The 20,635-nt window shown below is 59.4% G+C and carries 16 protein-coding genes; 7 read left to right on the top strand and 9 right to left on the bottom strand.

Going from position 1 to position 20,635, the window contains the following annotated elements:
• Window positions 1-112: 112 nt before the first annotated feature.
• The 6 genes from K5K95_RS17980 (at window position 113) to cobA (ending at window position 9,693) form a co-directional block, all read left to right on the top strand.
• Complete coding sequence (locus tag K5K95_RS17980) at window positions 113-1,324, top strand: nitrate/nitrite transporter (protein ID WP_222585411.1); 1,212 nt, start codon at window positions 113-115, stop codon at window positions 1,322-1,324.
• A 7-nt stretch (window positions 1,325-1,331) separates the two neighbouring features.
• A complete protein-coding gene (locus tag K5K95_RS17975; RefSeq protein ID WP_222585410.1) occupies window positions 1,332-3,002 on the top strand; it encodes a bifunctional protein-serine/threonine kinase/phosphatase in 1,671 nt (556 codons plus the stop codon).
• 416 nt (window positions 3,003-3,418) lie between these two features.
• Window positions 3,419-5,887 (top strand): nitrite reductase large subunit NirB, encoded by a 2,469-nt coding sequence (nirB, locus tag K5K95_RS17970; RefSeq protein ID WP_222585409.1) that lies wholly within the window; start codon window positions 3,419-3,421, stop codon window positions 5,885-5,887.
• Window positions 5,884-6,201 carry a nitrite reductase small subunit NirD gene (gene nirD, locus K5K95_RS17965; protein ID WP_090181907.1) on the top strand — a complete coding sequence of 106 codons (318 nt, stop codon included), beginning with the start codon at window positions 5,884-5,886 and terminating at the stop codon, window positions 6,199-6,201. Before nirB ends, nirD begins: the two co-directional genes overlap by 4 nt.
• Window positions 6,201-8,918: a nitrate reductase gene (locus K5K95_RS17960; protein WP_222585408.1), complete on the top strand. Its 2,718-nt coding sequence runs from the start codon at window positions 6,201-6,203 to the stop codon at window positions 8,916-8,918. The genes nirD and K5K95_RS17960 overlap by 1 nt, the downstream gene beginning before the upstream one ends.
• Window positions 8,919-8,928: 10 nt before the next feature.
• A complete protein-coding gene (gene cobA, locus K5K95_RS17955) occupies window positions 8,929-9,693 on the top strand; it encodes a uroporphyrinogen-III C-methyltransferase (protein ID WP_222585407.1) in 765 nt (254 codons plus the stop codon).
• 77 nt (window positions 9,694-9,770) lie between these two features.
• Here the strand turns inward: cobA and K5K95_RS17950 are convergent, their stop codons facing one another.
• The 8 genes from K5K95_RS17950 to ppsA all read right to left on the bottom strand — a co-directional run bounded on the left by K5K95_RS17950 (window position 9,771) and on the right by ppsA (window position 17,841).
• Entirely contained in the window at window positions 9,771-10,820 is a 1,050-nt protein-coding gene (locus K5K95_RS17950; RefSeq protein ID WP_222585406.1) for an OmpA family protein, read from the bottom strand.
• 107 nt (window positions 10,821-10,927) lie between these two features.
• Window positions 10,928-11,518 (bottom strand): RNA polymerase sigma factor SigX, encoded by a 591-nt coding sequence (gene sigX, locus K5K95_RS17945; protein ID WP_008146300.1) that lies wholly within the window; start codon window positions 11,516-11,518, stop codon window positions 10,928-10,930.
• 87 nt (window positions 11,519-11,605) lie between these two features.
• Complete coding sequence (locus tag K5K95_RS17940) at window positions 11,606-12,430, bottom strand: mechanosensitive ion channel family protein (RefSeq protein WP_008048604.1); 825 nt, start codon at window positions 12,428-12,430, stop codon at window positions 11,606-11,608.
• A gap of 2 nt (window positions 12,431-12,432) precedes the next feature.
• On the bottom strand, window positions 12,433-12,681 hold the full coding sequence (locus K5K95_RS17935) for a CrfX protein (RefSeq protein ID WP_090181900.1): 249 nt from the start codon (window positions 12,679-12,681) through the stop codon (window positions 12,433-12,435).
• 63 nt (window positions 12,682-12,744) lie between these two features.
• Window positions 12,745-13,740: a zinc transporter ZntB gene (locus tag K5K95_RS17930; RefSeq protein ID WP_222585405.1), complete on the bottom strand. Its 996-nt coding sequence runs from the start codon at window positions 13,738-13,740 to the stop codon at window positions 12,745-12,747.
• Window positions 13,741-13,763: 23 nt separating this feature from the next.
• On the bottom strand, window positions 13,764-14,255 hold the full coding sequence (gene rraA / locus K5K95_RS17925; RefSeq protein WP_222585404.1) for a ribonuclease E activity regulator RraA: 492 nt from the start codon (window positions 14,253-14,255) through the stop codon (window positions 13,764-13,766).
• Between the two features lie 121 nt (window positions 14,256-14,376).
• Window positions 14,377-15,366, bottom strand: coding sequence for an alpha/beta fold hydrolase (locus K5K95_RS17920; RefSeq protein ID WP_222585403.1), 990 nt, complete (start codon window positions 15,364-15,366; stop codon window positions 14,377-14,379).
• Window positions 15,367-15,465: 99 nt separating this feature from the next.
• Window positions 15,466-17,841: a phosphoenolpyruvate synthase gene (ppsA, locus tag K5K95_RS17915; RefSeq protein WP_090181893.1), complete on the bottom strand. Its 2,376-nt coding sequence runs from the start codon at window positions 17,839-17,841 to the stop codon at window positions 15,466-15,468.
• Window positions 17,842-18,015: 174 nt separating this feature from the next.
• Here ppsA and K5K95_RS17910 point away from each other — a divergent pair, with 174 nt between their 5' ends.
• Window positions 18,016-18,834, top strand: coding sequence for a pyruvate, water dikinase regulatory protein (locus K5K95_RS17910; RefSeq protein WP_077748193.1), 819 nt, complete (start codon window positions 18,016-18,018; stop codon window positions 18,832-18,834).
• 118 nt (window positions 18,835-18,952) lie between these two features.
• Here the strand turns inward: K5K95_RS17910 and prpD are convergent, their stop codons facing one another.
• On the bottom strand, window positions 18,953-20,437 hold the full coding sequence (gene prpD, locus K5K95_RS17905; protein ID WP_222585402.1) for a 2-methylcitrate dehydratase: 1,485 nt from the start codon (window positions 20,435-20,437) through the stop codon (window positions 18,953-18,955).
• Window positions 20,438-20,635: the final 198 nt, after the last annotated feature.

The raw sequence follows: 20,635 nt of genomic DNA, 5'->3' as shown, positions 1-20,635 counted from the left end.
GGCGTTTTTTAGTTTTTGGCCCCAGAGACCGGGGCCGGTGGTGCGGCCGATGCGGCGCCCCACCTGCAAGCTCATGACTCTTTCTCGAGACTCCCTACAGCTGAGGTGCGCGATGAATTCAAGCTTCTGGAAATCCGGCCATACCCCGACATTGTTCGCGGCCTTCCTCTATTTCGACCTGAGCTTCATGGTCTGGTACCTGCTCGGCCCGCTGGCGGTGCAGATCGCCGCCGACCTGCACCTGACCACCCAACAGCGAGGGATGGTGGTGGCCACGCCGATTCTGGCCGGTGCCGTGCTGCGCTTCATCATGGGCATGCTGGCTGATCGCCTGTCGCCAAAAACCGCCGGGCTGATCGGCCAGGTGATTGTCATCTCTGCCCTGTTCGGTGCCTGGAAACTCGGCATTCACAGCTACGAGCAAGCGCTGGTGCTGGGCCTGTTCCTCGGCATGGCCGGTGCGTCCTTCGCCGTCGCCCTGCCGTTGGCGTCGCAATGGTATCCACCGCAGCACCAAGGCAAAGCCATGGGCATCGCCGGTGCCGGTAACTCGGGCACTGTGCTGGCAGCATTGATCGCCCCGGTGTTGGCGGCGGCCTTCGGCTGGAGCAATGTGTTCGGTTTCGCCCTGATCCCGTTGATCCTGACCATTATCGTCTTCGCCTGGCTGGCGAAAAACGCGCCTGAACGGCCGAAAGCCAAGTCCGTGTCCGACTACTTCAAAGCCCTGGGCGACCGCGACAGCTGGTGGTTCATGTTTTTCTACAGCGTGACCTTCGGTGGATTCATTGGCCTGGCCAGCGCCCTGCCCGGCTATTTCAATGACCAATATGGCCTGAGCCCTGTGACCGCCGGCTACTACACCGCGGCCTGCGTATTCGGTGGCAGCCTGATGCGTCCATTGGGCGGCGCGCTGGCCGACCGTTTTGGTGGCATCCGCACATTGCTGGGCATGTACACGGTCGCCGCGGTCTGCATCGCAGCGGTGGGTTTCAACCTGCCAAGTTCCTACGCGGCACTGGCACTTTTCGTCTGCACCATGCTTGGCCTGGGCGCGGGTAACGGCGCGGTTTTCCAACTGGTGCCGCAGCGTTTTCGTCGTGAGATCGGCGTAATGACCGGTTTGATCGGCATGGCCGGCGGCATTGGCGGCTTTGCCCTGGCTGCGGGCATGGGCGCGATCAAGCAAAGCACCGGCAGTTATCAATTGGCCTTGTGGTTGTTCGCCAGCCTCGGTGTTCTTGCCTGGTTTGGTCTGCACGGCGTGAAGCGTCGCTGGAGAACCACTTGGGGTTCGGCGGCAGTGACCGCTGCCCGGGTCTGAGACGTTAATGAGCCTGCAACTGAGCTTTGCCGAAGCGAGCGCCATCGGTCCACGCGCGGAAAACCAGGACGCCCTGCGCCTGGTCACGCCGGCCCCGGCGCTGGCGGCGAGCAAGGGTTTCTTGTTCGCCATCGCCGACGGGGTCAGCCAGTGCGCCGATGGCGGTCTCGCCGCCCGTTCGACCTTGCAGGCCCTGGCGCTGGACTATTACGCCACCCCGGAAACCTGGGGTGTTGCGCAGGCGCTGGATCGCCTGCTGTTGGCGCAAAATCGCTGGTTGCAGGCCAATGGCGGCGGGCAACCATTGCTCACCACGGTCAGTGCCCTGGTCATGCGTGGCCGGCGCTTTACCCTGGCCCACGTCGGCGATTGCCGGGTTTATCGCTGGCACGCCGACACCTTGCAACGGGTCAGCGAGGACCACGTCTGGGATCAGCCGGGCATGCAACACGTGCTCAAGCGTGCGCTGGGCCTCGATCAGCATCTGGTGCTGGATTTTCTCGACGGTGAATTGCGCCTCGATGAGAGCTTTGTGCTGCTCAGCGATGGCGTTTGGGCGGTCCTCGGTGACACCGCCATCGCCGCGATTCTGCGCGATCAACCGGACCTTAACAGTGCGGCGCAGACCTTGGTCAGCGCCGCGCACCTGGCCGGCAGCCAGGACAATGCCAGCGCCCTGTTGGTGCGTGTCGATGCCCTCGGTGAGACAAGCATTGGCGATGCGCTGATTCATTTGCAGCAATGGCCGCTGCCTCCGGCACTGAAACCGGGCCAGATGTTCGAGGGTTGGCAGGTCGACGGGATTCTCGGCCAGAGCCAGCAATCGCTGCTCTATCGGGTTCGCGACAGTCAGCAACAACCCTGGCTGCTGAAAACCTTGCCCGTTGCCTTGCGCGATGATCATCTGGCCGGGCAAGCCTTGCTGTCGGAAGAATGGTTTCTCAAACGCGTCGCCGGACGGCATTTTCCTGAAGTGCATGCCGCCAGTCAGCGTCAGCATTTGTACTACGTGATGCGCGAATATTCCGGATCTACCCTCGCCGCCCTTCATGAGCGCGTTGAGCAGCTACCGTTGGCCCAGTGGCAAGACTTGGCTGAACGCCTGCTGCGGGCCGTCGGCATGCTTCATCGACGGCAAATCCTGCACCGCGACATCAAACCGGAAAACCTGTTGCTGGGGGACGACGGCGAGTTACGCCTGCTGGATTTCGGCCTCGCCTACTGCCCCGGCCTGTCTGAAGATCAACCGTCTGCCCTGCCCGGAACACCCAGCTATATCGCGCCGGAAGCCTTTCGCGGCGACCCGCCATCCCTGCAACAGGATCTGTATGCGGTCGGTGTGACCTTGTATTTCCTGCTGACCGGGCATTATCCCTACGGCGAGATCGAAGCCTTCCAGCGCCCACGGTTTGGTGTCCCGATCAGCGCCAGTCGCTACCGCCCCGACCTGCCGGAATGGATCGCGCAAAGCCTGGATCGTGCAGTTGCGGTACAGCCGGCCCAGCGCTTTGAAACCGCAGAGGAATGGCTGCAGGTACTGGAACAGGGTGAACGTCGCAGCTTGAGCGTGCGCCCCAGACCGCTGCTGGAGCGTGAGCCGCTGAAAGTCTGGCGGACGTTGGCGCTGGTGTCGTTGCTGGTGAATCTGGTGCTGCTGGTTTTCGTGTTTCATGGTTGATACCCAGTCGCGCCCTTCGCGAGCAAGCCCGCTCCCACAGGGTAAGCGCATTTCCAATGTGTGCGGGCTTGCTCGCGAAGGCGCTATTACGGACACGAAAATCTAAATAAAGGCCGCTCCATTAATGGGCGACGCGCTTTGATTCGGTGCAATAAGTCGGACGCTTTGACTCAAAACTGTTATTTCCCTCTTTAAATACGGGTTCTGGCAACTTGGCACAACCGCTGCATTACCTTTCTCAACTTACATAAAGCCCAGCCTTCAACGACGAAGGATGCGCTTCCCGAGAGAACGGGACCAGGACAAAGGCGTCCTCGCTAGTTAGCTAGCGGGACGCCTTTTTTTGTTTGCGCAAAATTTGTCGAGCACGACCTGAACGCCCTGATAAGGCGGGTCCGAGCTCCCGGAGAACCTGAATGAAAAAACTAAAACTGGTGATGATCGGCAACGGCATGGCCGGGGTTCGCACCCTGGAGGAATTGCTCAAGCTGAGCAATGAGCTGTACGACATCACCGTCTTCGGCGCCGAACCCCACACCAATTACAACCGTATCCTGCTCTCGCCCGTCCTGGCCGGCGAACAAACCTTCGAAGAGATCGTGCTCAACGATCTGGACTGGTACCTGGAAAACAACATCAAGCTGCTGCTCAACCGCAAGGTGGTGGAGATCGACCGAGTCAAGCGCCGGGTCATCGCCGAAGACGGCACCGAGGCCGAATACGATCGCTTGCTGATCGCGACCGGATCGACGCCGTTCATCCTGCCGATCCCCGGCAACACCCTGCAGGGCGTGATCGGCTACCGCGACATCGCCGACACCCAAGCGATGATCGACACCGCCAAGACCCACAAACACGCCGTGGTCATCGGCGGCGGCCTGCTTGGCCTTGAAGCCGCCAACGGCCTGATGCTGCGCGGCATGCACGTCACCGTGGTGCACATCGGCGAATGGCTGCTGGAGCGGCAACTGGACAAAACCAGCGGCCAGCTCCTGCAAACCGCGCTTGAAGGCCGCGGCCTGCACTTTCGCCTGTGCGAACAGACCCAGGCGCTGCACGATGCCGGCAATGGCCGGGTCGGCTCGGTGCAGTTCAAGAACGGCGACATCATCCCCGCCGACCTGGTGGTCATGGCCGCCGGCATTCGCCCAAACACTGAACTCGCGGAAAAATCCGGCATCCCCTGCAACCGCGGGATTCTGGTCAACGACACCCTGCAAACCTACGACCCTCGGGTCTACGCCATCGGTGAGTGTGCCAGTCACCGGGGCATCGCCTACGGTCTGGTCGCGCCGTTGTTCGAGCAAGCCAAGGTCTGCGCCAATCACCTCGCCCAACTGGGCTTCGCCACCTACAAGGGCTCGGTGACCTCGACCAAATTGAAAGTCACCGGCATCGACCTGTTTTCCGCCGGCGATTTCATGGGCGGCGAAGGCACCGAGACCATCACCCTCTCCGACCCGATCGGCGGGGTCTACAAAAAACTGGTGATCAAGGATGACGTGCTGGTCGGCGCCTGTCTGTACGGCGATACGGCAGATGGCGGTTGGTATTTTCAGCAAATCCGAGGGACTCATAACGTCAGCGAGATCCGCGATCACCTGATGTTCGGCGGCTCTAGTTTTATGGAGCATGCCCTCGGCGATGTAGGACACCAAGGCCAGGACAAAGCCATGAGCATGGCCGACACCGCCGAAGTCTGCGGTTGCAACGGCGTGTGCAAAGGCACCATCGTCAAGGCAATTCAGGAACACGGTCTGTTCAGCGTCGACGACGTGAAAAAACACACCAAGGCCGCCAGCTCCTGCGGCTCCTGTGCGGGGCTGGTCGAACAGATCCTGATCAACACCGTGGGCGGTGCCGCCGACGTCAAACCGAAAAGCGAAAAAGCCATCTGCGGGTGCAGCGACCTCAATCATGGGCAAATCCGCCAGGCCATCCGCGAACAGCATCTGCTGACCATCGCCGGCACCCTGAGCTACCTGAACTGGCGCACCCCGAACGGCTGTGCCACCTGCCGCCCCGCGCTCAATTACTACTTGATTTCGACCTGGCCGGGCGAAGCCAAGGACGATCCACAATCGCGCCTGATCAACGAACGGGCCCACGCCAATATTCAGAAAGACGGCACCTACTCTGTGGTCCCGCGGATGTGGGGCGGTGTGACCAATCCTTCAGAGCTGCGACGCATCGCCGATGTGGCGGACAAGTACAACGTGCCGATGGTCAAGGTCACTGGCGGGCAGCGCATCGACTTGCTAGGCATCAAGAAACAGGACCTGCCGGGTGTCTGGAAAGACTTGGACATGCCCTCCGGCCATGCCTATGGCAAATCCATCCGCACGGTAAAAACCTGCGTCGGCAGCGAGTTCTGCCGCTTCGGCACGCAGAACTCCACGCAACTGGGGATCGAGCTGGAACATGACCTGTTCAACATGTGGTCACCGCACAAAGTGAAACTCGCCGTCTCCGGCTGCCCACGTAACTGTTCAGAAGCGGGCATCAAGGATGTGGGAATTATCGGCGTGGATTCGGGCTGGGAGATGTACATCGGCGGCAACGGCGGGATCAAAACCGAAGTCGCGGAGTTTTTCGTCAAGCTCAAAACAGCCGAAGAAGTGCGCGAATACAACGGCGCATTCCTGCAGCTGTACCGCGAAGAAGCCTTCTACCTCGAACGCACCGTGCACTACTTGCAACGGGTCGGCATGGAACACATCAAGAAAGCCGTGCTGGAAGACCCACAGCGCCGCAAAGCGTTGAATGAGCGCCTGCAATTTTCCCTGTCGTTCGAACAGGACCCGTGGAAAGAACGCCTGGAGCAACCCCTGCTGAAGAAAGAATTCGAGGTCATCCCCGTGAAGAACCTGGAGGTGCAGGCATGAACTGGCTGGATATCTGCGCACTGGAAGAGATCAATGCCCTCGGCTCCCGGATCATCGCCGGCCCGAAAGGCGACATCGCGATTTTTCGTACAAGCGACGACGAAGTGTTCGCCCTCGACGACCGCTGCCCGCACAAGGGCGGACCGCTGTCCCAAGGCCTTATCTATGGCAAACGCGTTGCCTGCCCGCTGCACAACTGGCAGATCGACCTGGAAACCGGCGAGGCCCAGGCCCCGGATATCGGCTGCGCCCATCATCATTCGGCACGGGTCGAGAACGGCCGTGTGTTGCTGGCCCTGCGGGAAGCACGCTGATGAACAGCCAGATCACCGCCTCCACTTGCTGCTACTGCGGGGTTGGCTGCGGCGTGCTGATCGAGCATGACGGCGAGCGCATCTTCGGCGTCAGCGGCGATCCGACCCACCCGGCCAACTTCGGCAAATTGTGCAGCAAGGGTTCGACCTTGCACCTGACCGGCGACCTGACCGCGCGCGCCTTGTACCCCGAGTTGCGCCTTGGCAAAAGCCTGGCCCGCAGCCGCACCGACTGGGACACCGCCCTCGATCATGCCGCCAATGTCTTCGCGCAAACCATTGCCGAGCACGGCCCGGACAGCGTGGCCTTCTACATTTCCGGGCAGTTGCTGACCGAGGATTACTACGCCTTCAACAAACTGGCGCGAGCGCTGGTCGGCACCAACAACATCGACAGCAATTCACGCCTGTGCATGTCGTCGGCGGTGGTTGGCTACAAGCGCAGTCTTGGTGCCGATGCACCGCCCTGCAGCTACGAAGACCTGGAGTTGAGCGACTGCGTGATGATCGTCGGCAGCAACATGGCCTACGCCCACCCGGTGCTGTTTCGTCGCCTGGAAGAAGCCAGATCCCGCCGTCCACAGATGAAAGTCATGGTCATCGACCCTCGTCGCACCGACACCTGCGATCTGGCTGACCTGCACCTGGCGATTCTTCCCGGGACCGATGTCGCTTTGTTCCATGGGATTTTGCACCTGCTGCTGTGGGAAGACTGGATCGACCGCGACTTCATCAAGGCGCACACCGAGGGCCTGGGTGAGCTGAAAAGCCTGGTGCGCGATTACACGCCGCAGATGGTGTCGCAGCTGTGCGGGATCAGCGTCGAGCAACTGCAGCAATGCGCTGAGTGGGTGGGCACCTCGAAGAGCTTTCTATCGTTGTGGTGTATGGGGCTGAACCAGTCCACCGCTGGCAGCGCGAAAAATAGCGCGCTGATCAACCTGCACCTGGCCACCGGGCAAATCGGCCGTCCGGGTGCAGGACCGTTCTCCCTGACCGGTCAGCCCAATGCCATGGGCGGACGGGAAACCGGCAGCCTGTCGAACCTGCTGCCGGGGCATCGCGAAGCGGCCAATGCCGACCATCGCGCGCAAGTGGCGTCCTACTGGGGGGTTGATCAGCTGCCGGCAAACACCGGGCTGACCGCGATTGAATTGTTTGAGCAGGTCCGTAGCGGAAAAATCAAAGCCCTGTGGATCGCTTGCACCAACCCTGCGCAATCGCTGCCGGACCAGACCGCCGTGCGCGCCGCACTGGAGGCCTGCCCGTTTGTGGTATTGCAGGAGGCTTTTCGCACCACCGAAACCGCCGCCTTCGCCGACCTGCTGTTGCCTGCCGCCAGCTGGGGTGAAAAGGACGGTACGGTGACCAACTCTGAACGGCGCATTTCCCACGTTCGTCGGGCCATCGTCGCACCGGGTGAATCCCGCCCCGACTGGTCGATTACGGTAGATTTCGCACAACGCCTGGAAAAATACCTGCGCCCTGGGCAGAACAGCCTGTTTGCCTTTGAGTCGCCTGCGCAGGTGTTCGACGAATACAAACAACTGACTCGCGGGCGCGACCTGGACCTGTCCGGCATCAGTCATGCGCTGATCGACCGTCTCGGCCCGCAACAGTGGCCTTTCCCTACGGGCGCCAGCGAAGGCACCGCTCGTCTGTACCTCGACGGCGTTTTTCCGACTGCCAGCGGGCGCGCGCAATTTGTGGCCGATCCGTATCGCGCCGCCAAGGAACAACGCGACGCACGCTTCCCGCTGACCCTGATCACCGGCCGTCTGCGTGACCAGTGGCATGGCATGAGCCGCACCGGCACTGCCGCGCAGCTTTTCGGTCATGTCAGCGAGGCCGTGCTGAGCCTGCACCCGGATGAACTGCGCCGGCATCGCCTGCAACCGGGCGACCTGATCAACGTCAAAAGCCGTCGCGGCTCGGTGATTGTGCCGGTCAGCAGCGATGACAGCGTGCGGCCTGGCCAAGCGTTTCTGCCAATGCATTTTGGTGACCGATTTCTCAAAGGTGGCGTGAACACCCTTACCCTTCCCGCCTTCGATCCGCTGTCGAAACAACCGGAACTCAAACACAGCGGCGTGCGACTTGAGCCGGTGCAGTTGCCGTGGCAGCTATTCGCCCTGATCGAGGGCAATGTTCAACAGCATATTGAGACGCTACGACCGCTCTGTGAGGCGTTTTCCTACGCTAGCCTCAGCCTTATCGGCCGTGAGCGCCCGGCGTTGCTGATACGCGCTGCCAGCGCCGCAGCGCCCGACCCACAACTGCTGCGTGAAATCGATCAGTGCCTGGCGCTCAACGATGGCCCGGTTCTGGCCTATGACGATCCGCGACGCGCCATCGGCAAACGGGTGCGTATCGAGAACGGCCGAATTACCGCCCTGCGCCTGGCCGGCGAAACACTTGCCCAACACTGGCTGCAAAACCTCTGGCTTGAAGGCCGCGCCGACGAACAACTGCGGCGCTGGCTGCTGGCACCGCTGAGCGCGCCACCGGGCAACGCCGGCGCCGCGTCACTCGGCACAAAAACCCTGTGCAACTGCAAAAACGTCAGCCAAAGCGCCATCTGCGCCGGTATCAGTCGTGGCCTGGACTTGCAGGGCCTGAAACAAACATTGGGCTGCGGCACGCAATGCGGCTCCTGCGTACCTGAAATCAAGCGCCTGTTGGCTGCCACTGCGCAGCCGATCGCCGTCATCTCGTGAGGAAAACACTATGAGCGCAAAAGTCTGGCTGGTGGGCGCGGGCCCCGGCGACCCTGAATTACTGACCCTAAAGGCTGTTCGGGCGTTGAGAGAAGCGGATGTGGTGCTGATCGACGATCTGGTCAATGACGCGGTGCTGGAACATTGCCCCGGCGCGCGGATTATTCCTGTGGGTAAACGCGGCGGATGTCGATCCACCCCCCAAGCGTTCATTCATCGCCTGATGCTGCGTTATGCCCGGCAGGGCAAGTGCGTGGTGCGGCTCAAGGGCGGCGATCCGTGCATCTTTGGTCGCGGCGGAGAGGAAGCGCAGTGGTTGCGCGAGCACGGTGTCGACGTTGAGCTGGTCAACGGCATCACCGCCGGACTGGCCGGAGCGACGCAATGCGATATTTCATTGACCCTGCGCGGCGTGGCGCGTGGTGTGACGCTCGTCACCGCCCACACCCAAGATGGCAGCAGCCTGAACTGGCAAGCCCTGGCCCAAGGCGGCACGACGCTGGTGATCTACATGGGGGTGGCGAAGTTGAGCGAGATCCGCGAGCAATTGCTGGCGGGAGGCATGGCGACAGATACGCCGGTGGCAATGATTGAAAACGCGTCCCTGCCACACCAACGGGAATGTCGCAGCGATCTAACCGCCATGGAACAGGCGGCCAGCGATTTTCAGCTCAAGAGCCCCGCCATTCTGGTGATCGGAGCAGTGGCAGCCCGCGCAACGTCGACCCTGTGGGAGCACGGCTTGCCGGCAATAACCGCCGATCAATCCGCCTGATTCACCCCGTCCTTCACCAAATCGCAGACAAAGAAAAGCCCGGCCTAAGCCGGGCTTTTCTCAGAGCTGCGAGCTAATTACTTAGCTTGAGCTTCAACCTTCGCTTCTACGCGACGGTTTACAGCGCGACCAGCTTCAGTGGCGTTGTCAGCAACTGGGCGGGATTCGCCGTAGCCAACAGACTGAACGCGGGACGGCGAAACACCGTACTGGTTGGTCAGAACTTGTTTAACGGCGTTTGCACGACGCTCGGACAGTTTCTGGTTGTAAGCGTCAGGACCGACGGAGTCAGTGTGACCTTCAACAACAGTAGTGGTCGATGGGTACTGCTTCATGAAGTCAGCCAGGTTTTTGATGTCGCCGTAGCTGTTAGGCTTGACTACCGACTTGTTGAAGTCGAATTTCACGTCCAGCTCAACACGAACAACTTCAGCAACTGCCGGGCAGCCATCAGCGTCAACAGTTACGTTGGCTGGGGTGTTCGGGCACTTGTCAACGTTGTCGCACACGCCGTCGTTGTCGCTGTCGGTGCAGACTTCAGCTGGAGCGGCAACTGGTGCAGCAGCAGGCTTGTTGCCGCCACCGAAGTTCACGCCCACACCGATGGATGGGATGTAGTCCCAACGGCCGTTGTCCAGTTTGTAGTCAGCTTCTACGCCAGCACGGGCGAAGACGTTTTCGAGGAAGTAGTACTTAACGCCAGCGCCAGCAGTCAGGAAAGTCGACTGGTCACGACCGGTGTGGCCATCAGCGGCTACGTTGGTCATGCTGCCGTGCTTAACACCACCTTGAACGTAAGGACGCAGAGCGTCGCCAGCGTTGTTGAAGTGGTACTGGGCGTTCAGACCGAACTGGTCGCCTTCGATTTTTTGATGGCCAGTGCCGTTGTTCGAACGGGTGTAGTCATCGTTGTTGTAGGTAGCGTTCAACGACACGTCGTCGGTCAAGAAGTAACCGATGGAAGCGCCAGGGGTGTAGCCGTCTTCAACATTGTTAATGCTGTCGTTGTACTTTTTCCCGTAGTTGAGCTCGCCTTCAACTGCGCCTTGGCCTTGTGCCAGAGCGCCGAACGAAGTAGCGGCAATAAGAGTACCAATGGCCAAGCCCAAGGTGTTTTTCAGTTTCATCCGTTAAATCCCCATCTGGTGATTGTGAAGCAGTCCCGCAAACCGGGGGACAACTCGGCGGCAAGTCTATCAGAACTTGCCTACACGTAAGAGATATTTGCGCTGAACTAAGTTTCAGCAATGCCTGCAAATTTCTCACGCAATTTATCTAGAGCACGTTTGTAACGCATTTTTGTCGCACTCAAACCCATATGCATGATATCCGCGATCTCTTGAAATTCCAGCTCTGCGACAAAACGTAGCACCAGAATTTCACGATCAATCGGGTTCACATACACCAGCCAGCGATCAAGTCCGCCCTTGTCCTCAGGTTTCGGCGCCTTCTCTTCAGACGCTTCCTCGAGGGGGTCCAGACTCAAAGCGTCCATCAAGCGACGCTTTCGCCTTTCCTTCCGATACTGTGTGATGCATTCGTTGTACGTGATGCTGTAGAGCCAGGTCTTGAACTTCGATTTCCCCTCAAAGTTCTTCAGGCCATACAGCACCTTCAACATCACTTCCTGACAGACATCGTCTGCATCGCGATCGTTCCCTAGATATCGTGCACAGACGTTAAATAATGTTCGTTGGTAACGCCGCATCAGTTCTTCATAGGCGCGGGTTACGTGAAACAGCTCGGTATGCGAGCGCGCGACCAACTCCTCATCAGAGAGCTCGCGGGGGTCGTAGCGCGTAGAGAGCGATTGAGCTTTATTCAAAACAAGTCGGGCCGACAGTCAGGTCAATGTCCGCCGCAGCCCTTACCGGGCACTTTGCGGCGGCATACATTAGCAGGGTTTGCCGGATTAGCGGCTACTCACGTGCTGTTCCAGCAGTATCCGATTGGAGAGAGAGACCAGCTCGCCCTCATCGGTCAGCAACGTGGTTTTAACCGTGCCGATCTCCTCGATCTGACCTTCGACCTCGCCAACACGCACTTGTTGCCCAACCTGATACAACTCACGCACATAGATTCCCGCAAGAATCTGACCGGCAATTTCACGGCTTCCCAACCCCATGGCCAGCGCAACGGCCAGACCAACGGTAATCAATACGATCACAATCACATGGTTGAGCAGGTCAGTCTTGACCTCCAACTGGCTGATTGCAACTGAAATGCTGATGATGATCACAAGGCCCTGGGCAATTCGTCCCAGGCCCGAAGCGTAATCCAGCCCTACGCCTTCCGCTGCGCCGCGAACCAGCCCATTGGCCAGTTGCGCCAGCAAGACCCCTACCAGCAGCACGAGCGCGGCGCCGAATACTTTCGGCAAATACAGCGCAAGCATATCCAGCGTAGCTGAAACTCGCTCAAGTCCAAGGGATTCTGCAGCAGAAACCAGGAAAATAAGCAAAACGAACCAATAAACGATTTTGCCAATCAGGGTCGAGATCGGCACTTGCAGGCCGGCCCGGGACAGCAGCTTGGTCAGACCGGTACCGCCCATCAGGCGATCAAGGCCCAGCTTGGCAAGCAGCTTGGACAGCAACGTGTCCAACAGCTTCGCCACGACGAAACCCAGCAGCAGCACTACCAGCGCGCCGAACAGGTTCGGAATGAAGTTGGCAACCTTGGTCCATAACGCAGTCATTGCAGTGACGAGGCTCTGAGTCCAGAGATCAAGTTCCATATTCAATCAGCCTTATCAGCAGTGCGAGCGGTAGGTTTACGGTGACGGGAAACCGGCGAGATGTGCGCCGAGCCGTTGTTGAGGGCAATCATCAGCGCGGGCAACCAGCGGCCCAGCAGGCTGAACAGATCACCAGCGCCGACCTGCCGGTTGGCGGTTTTCAGGACACGCCCCAGACACGCATCGTCGTCACGGGTGGACGGCGAAGCGTTCAGCATGTCACGCAAAGACTGTTCAAACGGATCGTGCATACGCACCTCTCGTGATGTCTGTGAAAGACGCGGCCAATTTTGCCCGGGTCACATGACTCATCCTCAGACCCAGCGCAAACGTCGGAATAACCACCACTGCCCGAGCGCCACCGAGACCATCATCAGGCAGGCGATCAGGAACCCATAAGGGCTGGACGAGAACGGAATTCCACCGACGTTTATGCCCAGCAGACCGGTCAGGAAACTCATCGGCAAAAAGATCCCGGTGATGATCCCGAAGCGATACATCGTGCGATTCATGCGCACGCTCAAACGCCGGTCTTCTGCCTCGAGGACCAGCCCCACCCGCTCCCGGGTCAATTCCAGCTCCTCAAGGTAACGGGTCAGGCTGTTGTTCAATTCGTTCCAGTAATCGCCATCATCGTCGACGAACCAGGGCAGTTTGATCCGTGTCAGTTGCCCGAAAATATCGCGCTGCGGCGCCAGGAAACGTTTCAGTCCGGCGGCCCTGCGACGGATCTGCAAAACGGCTCCGTGCTCGGGTGTATACCGTTCGTCGGCATCCAGTTTTTCTTCTTCCTCATCGACCACTTCCGAGAGGCAACTGACCAGATCCTGAACCTTGTTGGTCAAGTACTGAGCCATATAAAGGATGAGTTCAGAGGCGGTTTTCGGCCCTTTGCCGTCAGCGAGCTGCACCAGCAATTCATCGGTCGCGCGCAATGGACGCAGGCGCAGGGAAATCACCCGCTGGGCGGATGCGAAAATACGCACAGACACCATGTCTTCCGGTTCCGCGCCAGGGTTCAGGTTGACCCCTCGCAGAAACAGCAACAGCTCGGAGTCAGGCAGAGGCAAAAGTCGGGGCCGGGTGTTTTCTTCAAGCAGTAGGTCACAGCTGAATTCACTCAAACCGCTGGATTTGCGCAACCATGTCTGGGTTTGCGGGTGACTTCGATCCCAGTGCAACCACAGGCTTTCATGGGCCTGCAGTTGCAAATCGTCGAGTTCAGTCCGGGCTATCGCACGCGCACCGCCTTTACCGTCCAGCACCAGGGCATGCACCAGCCCCCACTGCGCGTTTTCTTCCTCGAACATCCTCACCCCTGGGTTGGAAAGCTTTATTCAGGCATTTTCAGCGGACTGGGCGAGATGATCACGCCATTGTTGTCCGCATAAATGTAGTGGCCGGGATGAAATGTCACGCCAGCGAAGGTTACGGCCACGTTGAGATCGCCGATGCCGCGCTTGTCGGTTTTCATCGGATGGCTGGCCAGGGCCTGAACCCCCAGGTCGGTTTGCGCGATGACGTCGACGTCGCGGATGCAGCCGTAGATCACCAGCCCTTCCCAACCGTTCTGCGCTGCTTTCTCGGCGATCATGTCACCCAACAGCGCACGGCGCAGCGAACCGCCACCATCCACCACCAGCACCTTGCCATTGCCCTTGAGCTCGGCTTGTGCCTTGACCAGCGAGTTATCTTCGAAGCACTTGATGGTCACGATTTCGCCGCCGAACGAATCGCGGCCGCCAAAATTGCTGAACATCGGTTCCAGCACCTGCACCAGCTCTGGATAGGCATCGCACAGGTCAGGCGTGAGGTAATGGTTCATCGAGAAACTCCTGTAAAAAGGAAGACAATCGAGAGTGTCGCAAAGTGACCGGAACAGCTGAATGCGTCATATCTTAGCCGCAAGCCGATCAGAGCGAAATGCCCTTGTTAGAGCATCAGGCTCAGCTTGCTGTCGCCAGATCCGGCTTTTCACCCAACAACGGCGTCTGTTGATCGGTCAGCCAACGAGCCACCAATGGCCATACTTCGACCTGAGCGGCTTTGCTGACGAGCATTTCGACATGGCCGAAGTTATCGCCAAAGCCCTGCTCGCGCCCCAGGTTGATGAATTGCTTGTGCTCGGAACCGATCTGGTCGAACAGCTTGCGGCAAGCCCACATCGGGTCCTGATGGTCTCCGGTGGCACTTACAGCCAGTACGGGCAACCGAACCTCGGCCAATCCCGCCCACCAGTTCTTGTCGGCATCGCCAAAGCGCCCGAACAGGCCATACCAGCGCATGCTTTCCAGGGCCAGGCCAATGGGCTCGTCCTCCGGGCCGCGCTTGAGCCGTGAACCTGACAGTTGTGCAAAACGCTTGAGAATAAAGCGCCCGCTCCACTCCACCGGTGGAATTTTCAGTGGCCAGTAGGTGCGGCTGACCTGCGTCCCGAAAAACGCCGCCGAGGCGACCAAAGGCTCGCCGATGTACTCACCACCCAATGCTGCCGCCAGGGTAATGCCACCCAACGAGTGACCGATCCAGTGTGGCACCTGGCCGCTTTGCTCGCGCACGAAGGCGCCAATGGCCGGCAAATCGTAACGGGCGTAGTCGCTGACACGGTTATTGCGGTAGTTCTGGTTGCGTTGGGACAAGCCGTGGCCGCGCATTTCGGGAATCCACACATCGAATCCCAGGCGTGTCAGATAGGCGCCCAGCCCAAGCCCCTTTGGCGAGAACCAGAACCGGCGATTGGAAAAGCTGCCGTGCAACAGGATGACCGGCACGCCACGCACCGCCGGCTCATCGGCCATGCCCAGACGCGTCACCGCCAGCTCGACGGTGCCGTCAGGGCTGTTGCCCGGCTTCAAACGATAGACGTCTTCGCTCAGATCGCCGCGCCGCTCGGCGCTGATCAGGGCGACAGGAAATAGGTTGCTGCTGCTTTGCATAATGCTCTTGCACAAAAAAGGGCGGCGTCCAGAGGAGCCCGCCCTACTTAAAACTCTAAAAGGGCCGCCCCAAAGAGAGCAGCCCTTTCACTTACGCCATCAAGCCGACGCTTGACCTTCAGCCAGGAAGAACCAGGTTTCCAGTACGGAATCGGGGTTCAGCGAAACACTTTCGATGCCTTGTTCCATCAACCATTTAGCCAGGTCCGGGTGGTCCGAAGGACCCTGACCGCAAATGCCGATGTACTTGCCAGCCTTGTTGCAGGCCTGAATCGCGTTGGCCAGCAGCTTCTTGACCGCCGGGTTACGCTCGTCGAACAGGTGAGCAATGATCCCTGAGTCACGGTCCAGGCCCAGCGTCAGCTGAGTCAGGTCGTTGGAACCAATGGAGAAGCCGTCGAAGAACTCGAGGAATTCTTCCGCCAGGATCGCGTTGGACGGCAATTCGCACATCATGATGATGCGCAGGCCGTTTTCGCCACGCTTCAGACCATTCTCTGCCAACAGGTCGATGACCTGGCTGGCTTCGCCCAGGGTACGGACGAATGGCACCATGATCTCAACGTTGGTCAGGCCCATCTCGTTGCGCACGCGCTTGAGGGCGCGGCATTCGAGTTCGAAGCAGTCACGGAACGATTCGCTGATGTAACGCGAGGCGCCACGGAAGCCCAGCATCGGGTTTTCTTCTTCCGGCTCGTAGAGCTTGCCGCCGATCAGGTTCGCGTATTCATTGGACTTGAAGTCCGACAGACGCACGATGACCTTTTTCGGGGTGAACGCTGCGGCCAGGGTGCTGATGCCTTCGACCAGCTTCTCGACATAGAAGCCGACCGGATCGTCGTAGCCGGCAATGCGCTTGTCGACGCTGTCCTTGATGTCCTGCGGCAAACCGTCGTAGTTCAACAGCGCCTTAGGGTGAACACCGATCATGCGGTTGATGATGAACTCCAGACGGGCCAGGCCCACACCGGCGTTCGGCAGCTGCGCGAAGTCGAAGGCGCGGTCCGGGTTACCGACGTTCATCATGATCTTGAACGGCAGGTCCGGCATGGCATCAACGGAGTTTTTCTTGATGTCGAAGCCCAGTTCGCCTTCGAAGATGTAGCCGGTGTCGCCTTCTGCACAGGAAACGGTCACGCCCTGGCCATCTTGCAACAGCTGGGTGGCGTTGCCGCAACCGACCACGGCCGGGATGCCCAGTTCGCGAGCGATGATCGCCGCGTGGCAGGTACGACCGCCACGGTTGGTGACGATGGCGCTGGCGCGCTTCATGACCGGTTCCCAGTCCGGGTCGGTCATGTCGGAAACCAGTACGTCGCCTGGCTGGACCTTGTCCATCTCGGACACGTCCTTGATGATGCGGACCTTGCCGGCGCCGATGCGCTGGCCGATGGCGCGACCTTCCACCAGCACGGTGCCGGTTTCTTTCAACAGGTAGCGTTCCATGACGTTGGCCTGGGTGCGGCTCTTCACGGTTTCAGGACGGGCCTGAACGATGTAGAGCTTGCCGTCGTCGCCGTCTTTGGCCCATTCGATGTCCATCGGGCACTTGTAGTGCTTCTCGATGATCATCGCTTGCTTGGCCAGCTCGCTGACTTCGGCGTCAGTCAGGCAGAAACGTGCGCGATCAGCCTTGTCCACGTCGATGGTCTTGACCGATTTACCGGCCGTGGCGACTTCGCCGTAGATCATCTTGATGGCTTTGCTGCCCAGGTTGCGACGCAGGATGGCCGGACGACCGGCTGCCAGCGTGCCTTTGTGGACGTAGAACTCATCCGGGTTCACCGCGCCTTGTACGACGGTCTCACCCAGGCCGTAGGCGCCGGTGATGAACACCACGTCACGGAAGCCCGATTCGGTATCGAGGGTGAACATTACGCCGGCGGTGCCGGTTTCGGAGCGGACCATGCGCTGCACGCCGGCCGACAGGGCAACCAGCTTGTGGTCGAAGCCCTGATGCACGCGGTAGGAAATGGCGCGATCGTTAAACAGGGAGGCGAACACCTCTTTGGCGGCGCGAATGACGTTTTCGACGCCACGGATGTTCAGGAAGGTTTCCTGCTGACCGGCGAAGGAAGCGTCCGGCAGGTCTTCGGCGGTAGCGGAAGAGCGCACGGCCACGGCCATGTCAGGGTTGCCGGCCGACAGCGTGGCGAACGCGGTGCGGATCTCGGCGTTGAGCTTCTCGGGGAATTCGGCTTCCATGATCCATTGACGGATCTGGGCGCCGGTCTTGGCCAGGGCATTGACATCGTCGACGTCCAGGGCGTCGAGGGCGGCGTGGATCTGATCGTTCAGGCCGCTCAGTTCCAGAAAATCACGATAAGCCTGAGCTGTCGTGGCAAAGCCACCGGGCACCGATACACCGGCGCCTGCAAGGTTACTGATCATCTCGCCAAGGGATGCGTTCTTGCCCCCTACGTGCTCTACATCATGGACGCCGAGCTTATCGAGGGAAACTACGTACTCTACCAAGGTGATCTCTCCACTAACTGTGTTGGAAAAGCTCAGAAGCCGGCTGCTCGGGGGAGCGTTTGCCAGCTATATGGCCTGGACCTGGAAAATAAGTGAGAATGCGGGCCACTGGCGGCCGGCAAATCGCGCCTATCATATCCAAGATTCGTTATTAGCTTAAGGCCCAAGGTGCAAATGAAACGATCTGCTTTCTTTATTTCCGACGGCACTGGCATTACAGCCGAAACCCTCGGCCAAAGCCTCCTGGCGCAGTTCGAAAACATTACCTTCAGCAAATTCACGCGTCCGTACATCGACAACGTCGATAAAGCACGGGCCATGGTACAACAAATCAACAAAGCCGCCGAAACCGACGGCTTCCGGCCGATCATCTTCGACACCATCGTCAATCAGGACATCCGTGAGATCCTCGCAACGTCCAATGGTTTCATGATCGACATTTTCTCGACCTTCCTGGCGCCTCTGGAACAGGAACTGACCGAGCATTCTTCCTACACCGTCGGCAAATCCCACTCCATTGGCACCAACTCCAATTACATGGAGCGTATCGAGGCGGTGAACTTCGCCCTCGACAACGATGACGGCGCCCGCACCCACTATTACGACAAGGCTGACTTGATACTAGTGGGCGTGTCGCGATGTGGTAAGACGCCGACGTGCCTGTACATGGCCATGCAATTCGGCATCCGCGCGGCCAACTACCCGCTGACCGAAGACGACATGGAACGCCTGCAACTGCCGACCGCCCTGCGCGCCCACCAGCACAAGCTGTTCGGCCTGACCATCGACCCGGACCGCCTCACCGCGATCCGCAACGAGCGCAAGCCCAACAGCCGCTATTCGAGCTACGCCCAGTGCGAATTCGAAGTGCGCGAGGTGGAAAACCTGTTCCGCCGTGAAAACATACCGAACATCAATTCCACGCATTTCTCGGTGGAAGAAATTTCCGCGAAGATCCTTGTGGAAAAAGGTGTCGAGCGGCGCTTTAAGTAGTCCTCTATAGCCAGTTCTGGCCTCATCGCCAGCAGGCTGGCTCCCACATTTGATCAGCGCTGAACACGAATCAACTGTGGGAGCTAGCCTGCTAGCGATTGAACGATAATGCGGTCTCCTAGATCACAAACAAATCCACAAACCGATTAACCGGCGTTGCCTCCAGCGCCGCCTGGTCCTTGCACAACTGAAAAATCTCGGCACTACGCTGGCCGGTGAACCGCGTCGCCAGGTTCGCCCTGAACTTGTCTTCCAGCAATGGAATACCTTCGGCGCGACGACGGCGATGACCGATCGGGTACTCGACCACCACATTCTCGGTGCTTGTACCGTCCTTGAAGAAAACCTGAATCGCGTTAGCGATGGAGCGCTTGTCGGCTTCCAGATATTCGCGGGTGAAGCGCGGGTCTTCGACGATGACCATTTTCTCGCGCAGCACATCGATGATCGGGTGCGCGGCGTGGAAGTCATCTTCGTACTGTTCGGCCACCAGATTACCGAAAGCCAACGGCACGGCGGTCATGTATTGCAGGCAGTGGTCGCGGTCCGCGGCATTTGCCAATGGACCGACCTTGGAAATGATGCGGATCGCCGACTCGTGGGTGGTGATGACGATTTTATCGATTTCATGCAGACGATTTCTAACCTGTGGATGCAAGGTCACTGCCGCTTCACACGCGGTTTGCGCATGGAATTCAGCCGGAAAACTGATCTTGAACAGCACGTTTTCCATCACGTAGCTGCCGTACGGGCGGGAGAAGCTGAACGCGCGTTTGTCCTCGGGCTTGAGTGCCAGATTGTTATTGGTATGGCTGAACAGCACGTCGTAGAAGCCCCACTGCCTGGCGGTCAGCACGCCGGGAATGCCCATTTCACCGCGCATCGCGATGTCCGCCAGACGCACGCCCCGGCTGGAAGCATCGCCTGCGGCCCAGGATTTGCGCGACCCGGCATTCGGCGCATGGCGATAAGTGCGCAGCGCCTGACCATCGGCAAAGGCATGGGACAGCGCCGACAGCAATTGCTCGCGATGGGCGCCCATGAGTTTGGCGGTGACCGCCGTCGAGGCGACTTTCACCAGCAACACGTGATCAAGGCCTACACGATTGAAGGAATTTTCCAGGGCAATCACGCCTTGAATCTCGTGGGCCATGATCATCGCTTCGAGCACTGCACGCATCGTCAGCGGCGCATCACCATTGGCCAGGCGTTTTTGCGACAGGTGATCCGCCACCGCGAGAATGCCACCAAGATTATCGGACGGATGGCCCCACTCGGCGGCGAGCCAGGTGTCGTTGTAGTCGAGCCAACGGACGATGCAGCCGATGTCCCACGCGGCCTTGACGGGATCGAGACGGTAATTCGTACCAGGAACCCGGGCGCCGAACGGAACGACGGTGCCTTCGACGATAGGGCCCAGGTGCTTGGTGCATTCGGGGAAGCGCAGGGCCAGCAGGCCACAGCCGAGGGTGTCCATCAGGCAGTTGCGGGCTGTGTCCAGGGCTTCGCTGGATTCGATGTTGTAGCTGAGGACGTAGTCCGCGATGTCCTGCAGAACAGTGTCGTAGTCGGGGCGATTGTTCAGGTCGACGTTGGCGCTCATGTTCGATTCACTCGGTTAGTGCTTCGTTGATGGGACCTCGGTTCAGGGCGATCTCTGTCAGCTACTACTTTCTTATTTGGAATACGATCCACTGTGGGAGCGAGCCTGCTCGCGATGGCGGTATAACTGGCAACAAGGATGTTAAATGTTATGGCCTCATCGCGAGCAGGCTCGCTCCCACAGGTTTTTTTGTTTATC

Origin of the sequence: Pseudomonas sp. DR48 (genome assembly GCF_019823085.1) — a bacterium.
GTDB lineage: Bacteria > Pseudomonadota > Gammaproteobacteria > Pseudomonadales > Pseudomonadaceae > Aquipseudomonas.
This window is presented reverse-complemented; position numbering and strand designations above follow the sequence as displayed.

Excerpts from the sequence above, each read along its gene's own strand:
- K5K95_RS17975 (WP_222585410.1), top strand. The coding sequence starts at position 1,332 with ATGAGCCTGCAACTGAGCTTTGCCGAAGCGAGCGCCATCGGTCCACGC.
- K5K95_RS17980 (WP_222585411.1), top strand. The coding sequence starts at position 113 with ATGAATTCAAGCTTCTGGAAATCCGGCCATACCCCGACATTGTTCGCG.
- K5K95_RS17920 (WP_222585403.1), bottom strand. The coding sequence starts at position 15,366 with ATGCAAAGCAGCAGCAACCTATTTCCTGTCGCCCTGATCAGCGCCGAG.
- K5K95_RS17910 (WP_077748193.1), top strand. The coding sequence starts at position 18,016 with ATGAAACGATCTGCTTTCTTTATTTCCGACGGCACTGGCATTACAGCC.
- nirD (WP_090181907.1), top strand. The coding sequence starts at position 5,884 with ATGAACTGGCTGGATATCTGCGCACTGGAAGAGATCAATGCCCTCGGC.
- nirB (WP_222585409.1), top strand. The coding sequence starts at position 3,419 with ATGAAAAAACTAAAACTGGTGATGATCGGCAACGGCATGGCCGGGGTT.
- cobA (WP_222585407.1), top strand. The coding sequence starts at position 8,929 with ATGAGCGCAAAAGTCTGGCTGGTGGGCGCGGGCCCCGGCGACCCTGAA.
- K5K95_RS17940 (WP_008048604.1), bottom strand. The coding sequence starts at position 12,430 with ATGGAACTTGATCTCTGGACTCAGAGCCTCGTCACTGCAATGACTGCG.
- K5K95_RS17960 (WP_222585408.1), top strand. The coding sequence starts at position 6,201 with ATGAACAGCCAGATCACCGCCTCCACTTGCTGCTACTGCGGGGTTGGC.
- K5K95_RS17930 (WP_222585405.1), bottom strand. The coding sequence starts at position 13,740 with ATGTTCGAGGAAGAAAACGCGCAGTGGGGGCTGGTGCATGCCCTGGTG.
- K5K95_RS17950 (WP_222585406.1), bottom strand. The coding sequence starts at position 10,820 with ATGAAACTGAAAAACACCTTGGGCTTGGCCATTGGTACTCTTATTGCC.
- K5K95_RS17935 (WP_090181900.1), bottom strand. The coding sequence starts at position 12,681 with ATGCACGATCCGTTTGAACAGTCTTTGCGTGACATGCTGAACGCTTCG.
- prpD (WP_222585402.1), bottom strand. The coding sequence starts at position 20,437 with ATGAGCGCCAACGTCGACCTGAACAATCGCCCCGACTACGACACTGTT.
- rraA (WP_222585404.1), bottom strand. The coding sequence starts at position 14,255 with ATGAACCATTACCTCACGCCTGACCTGTGCGATGCCTATCCAGAGCTG.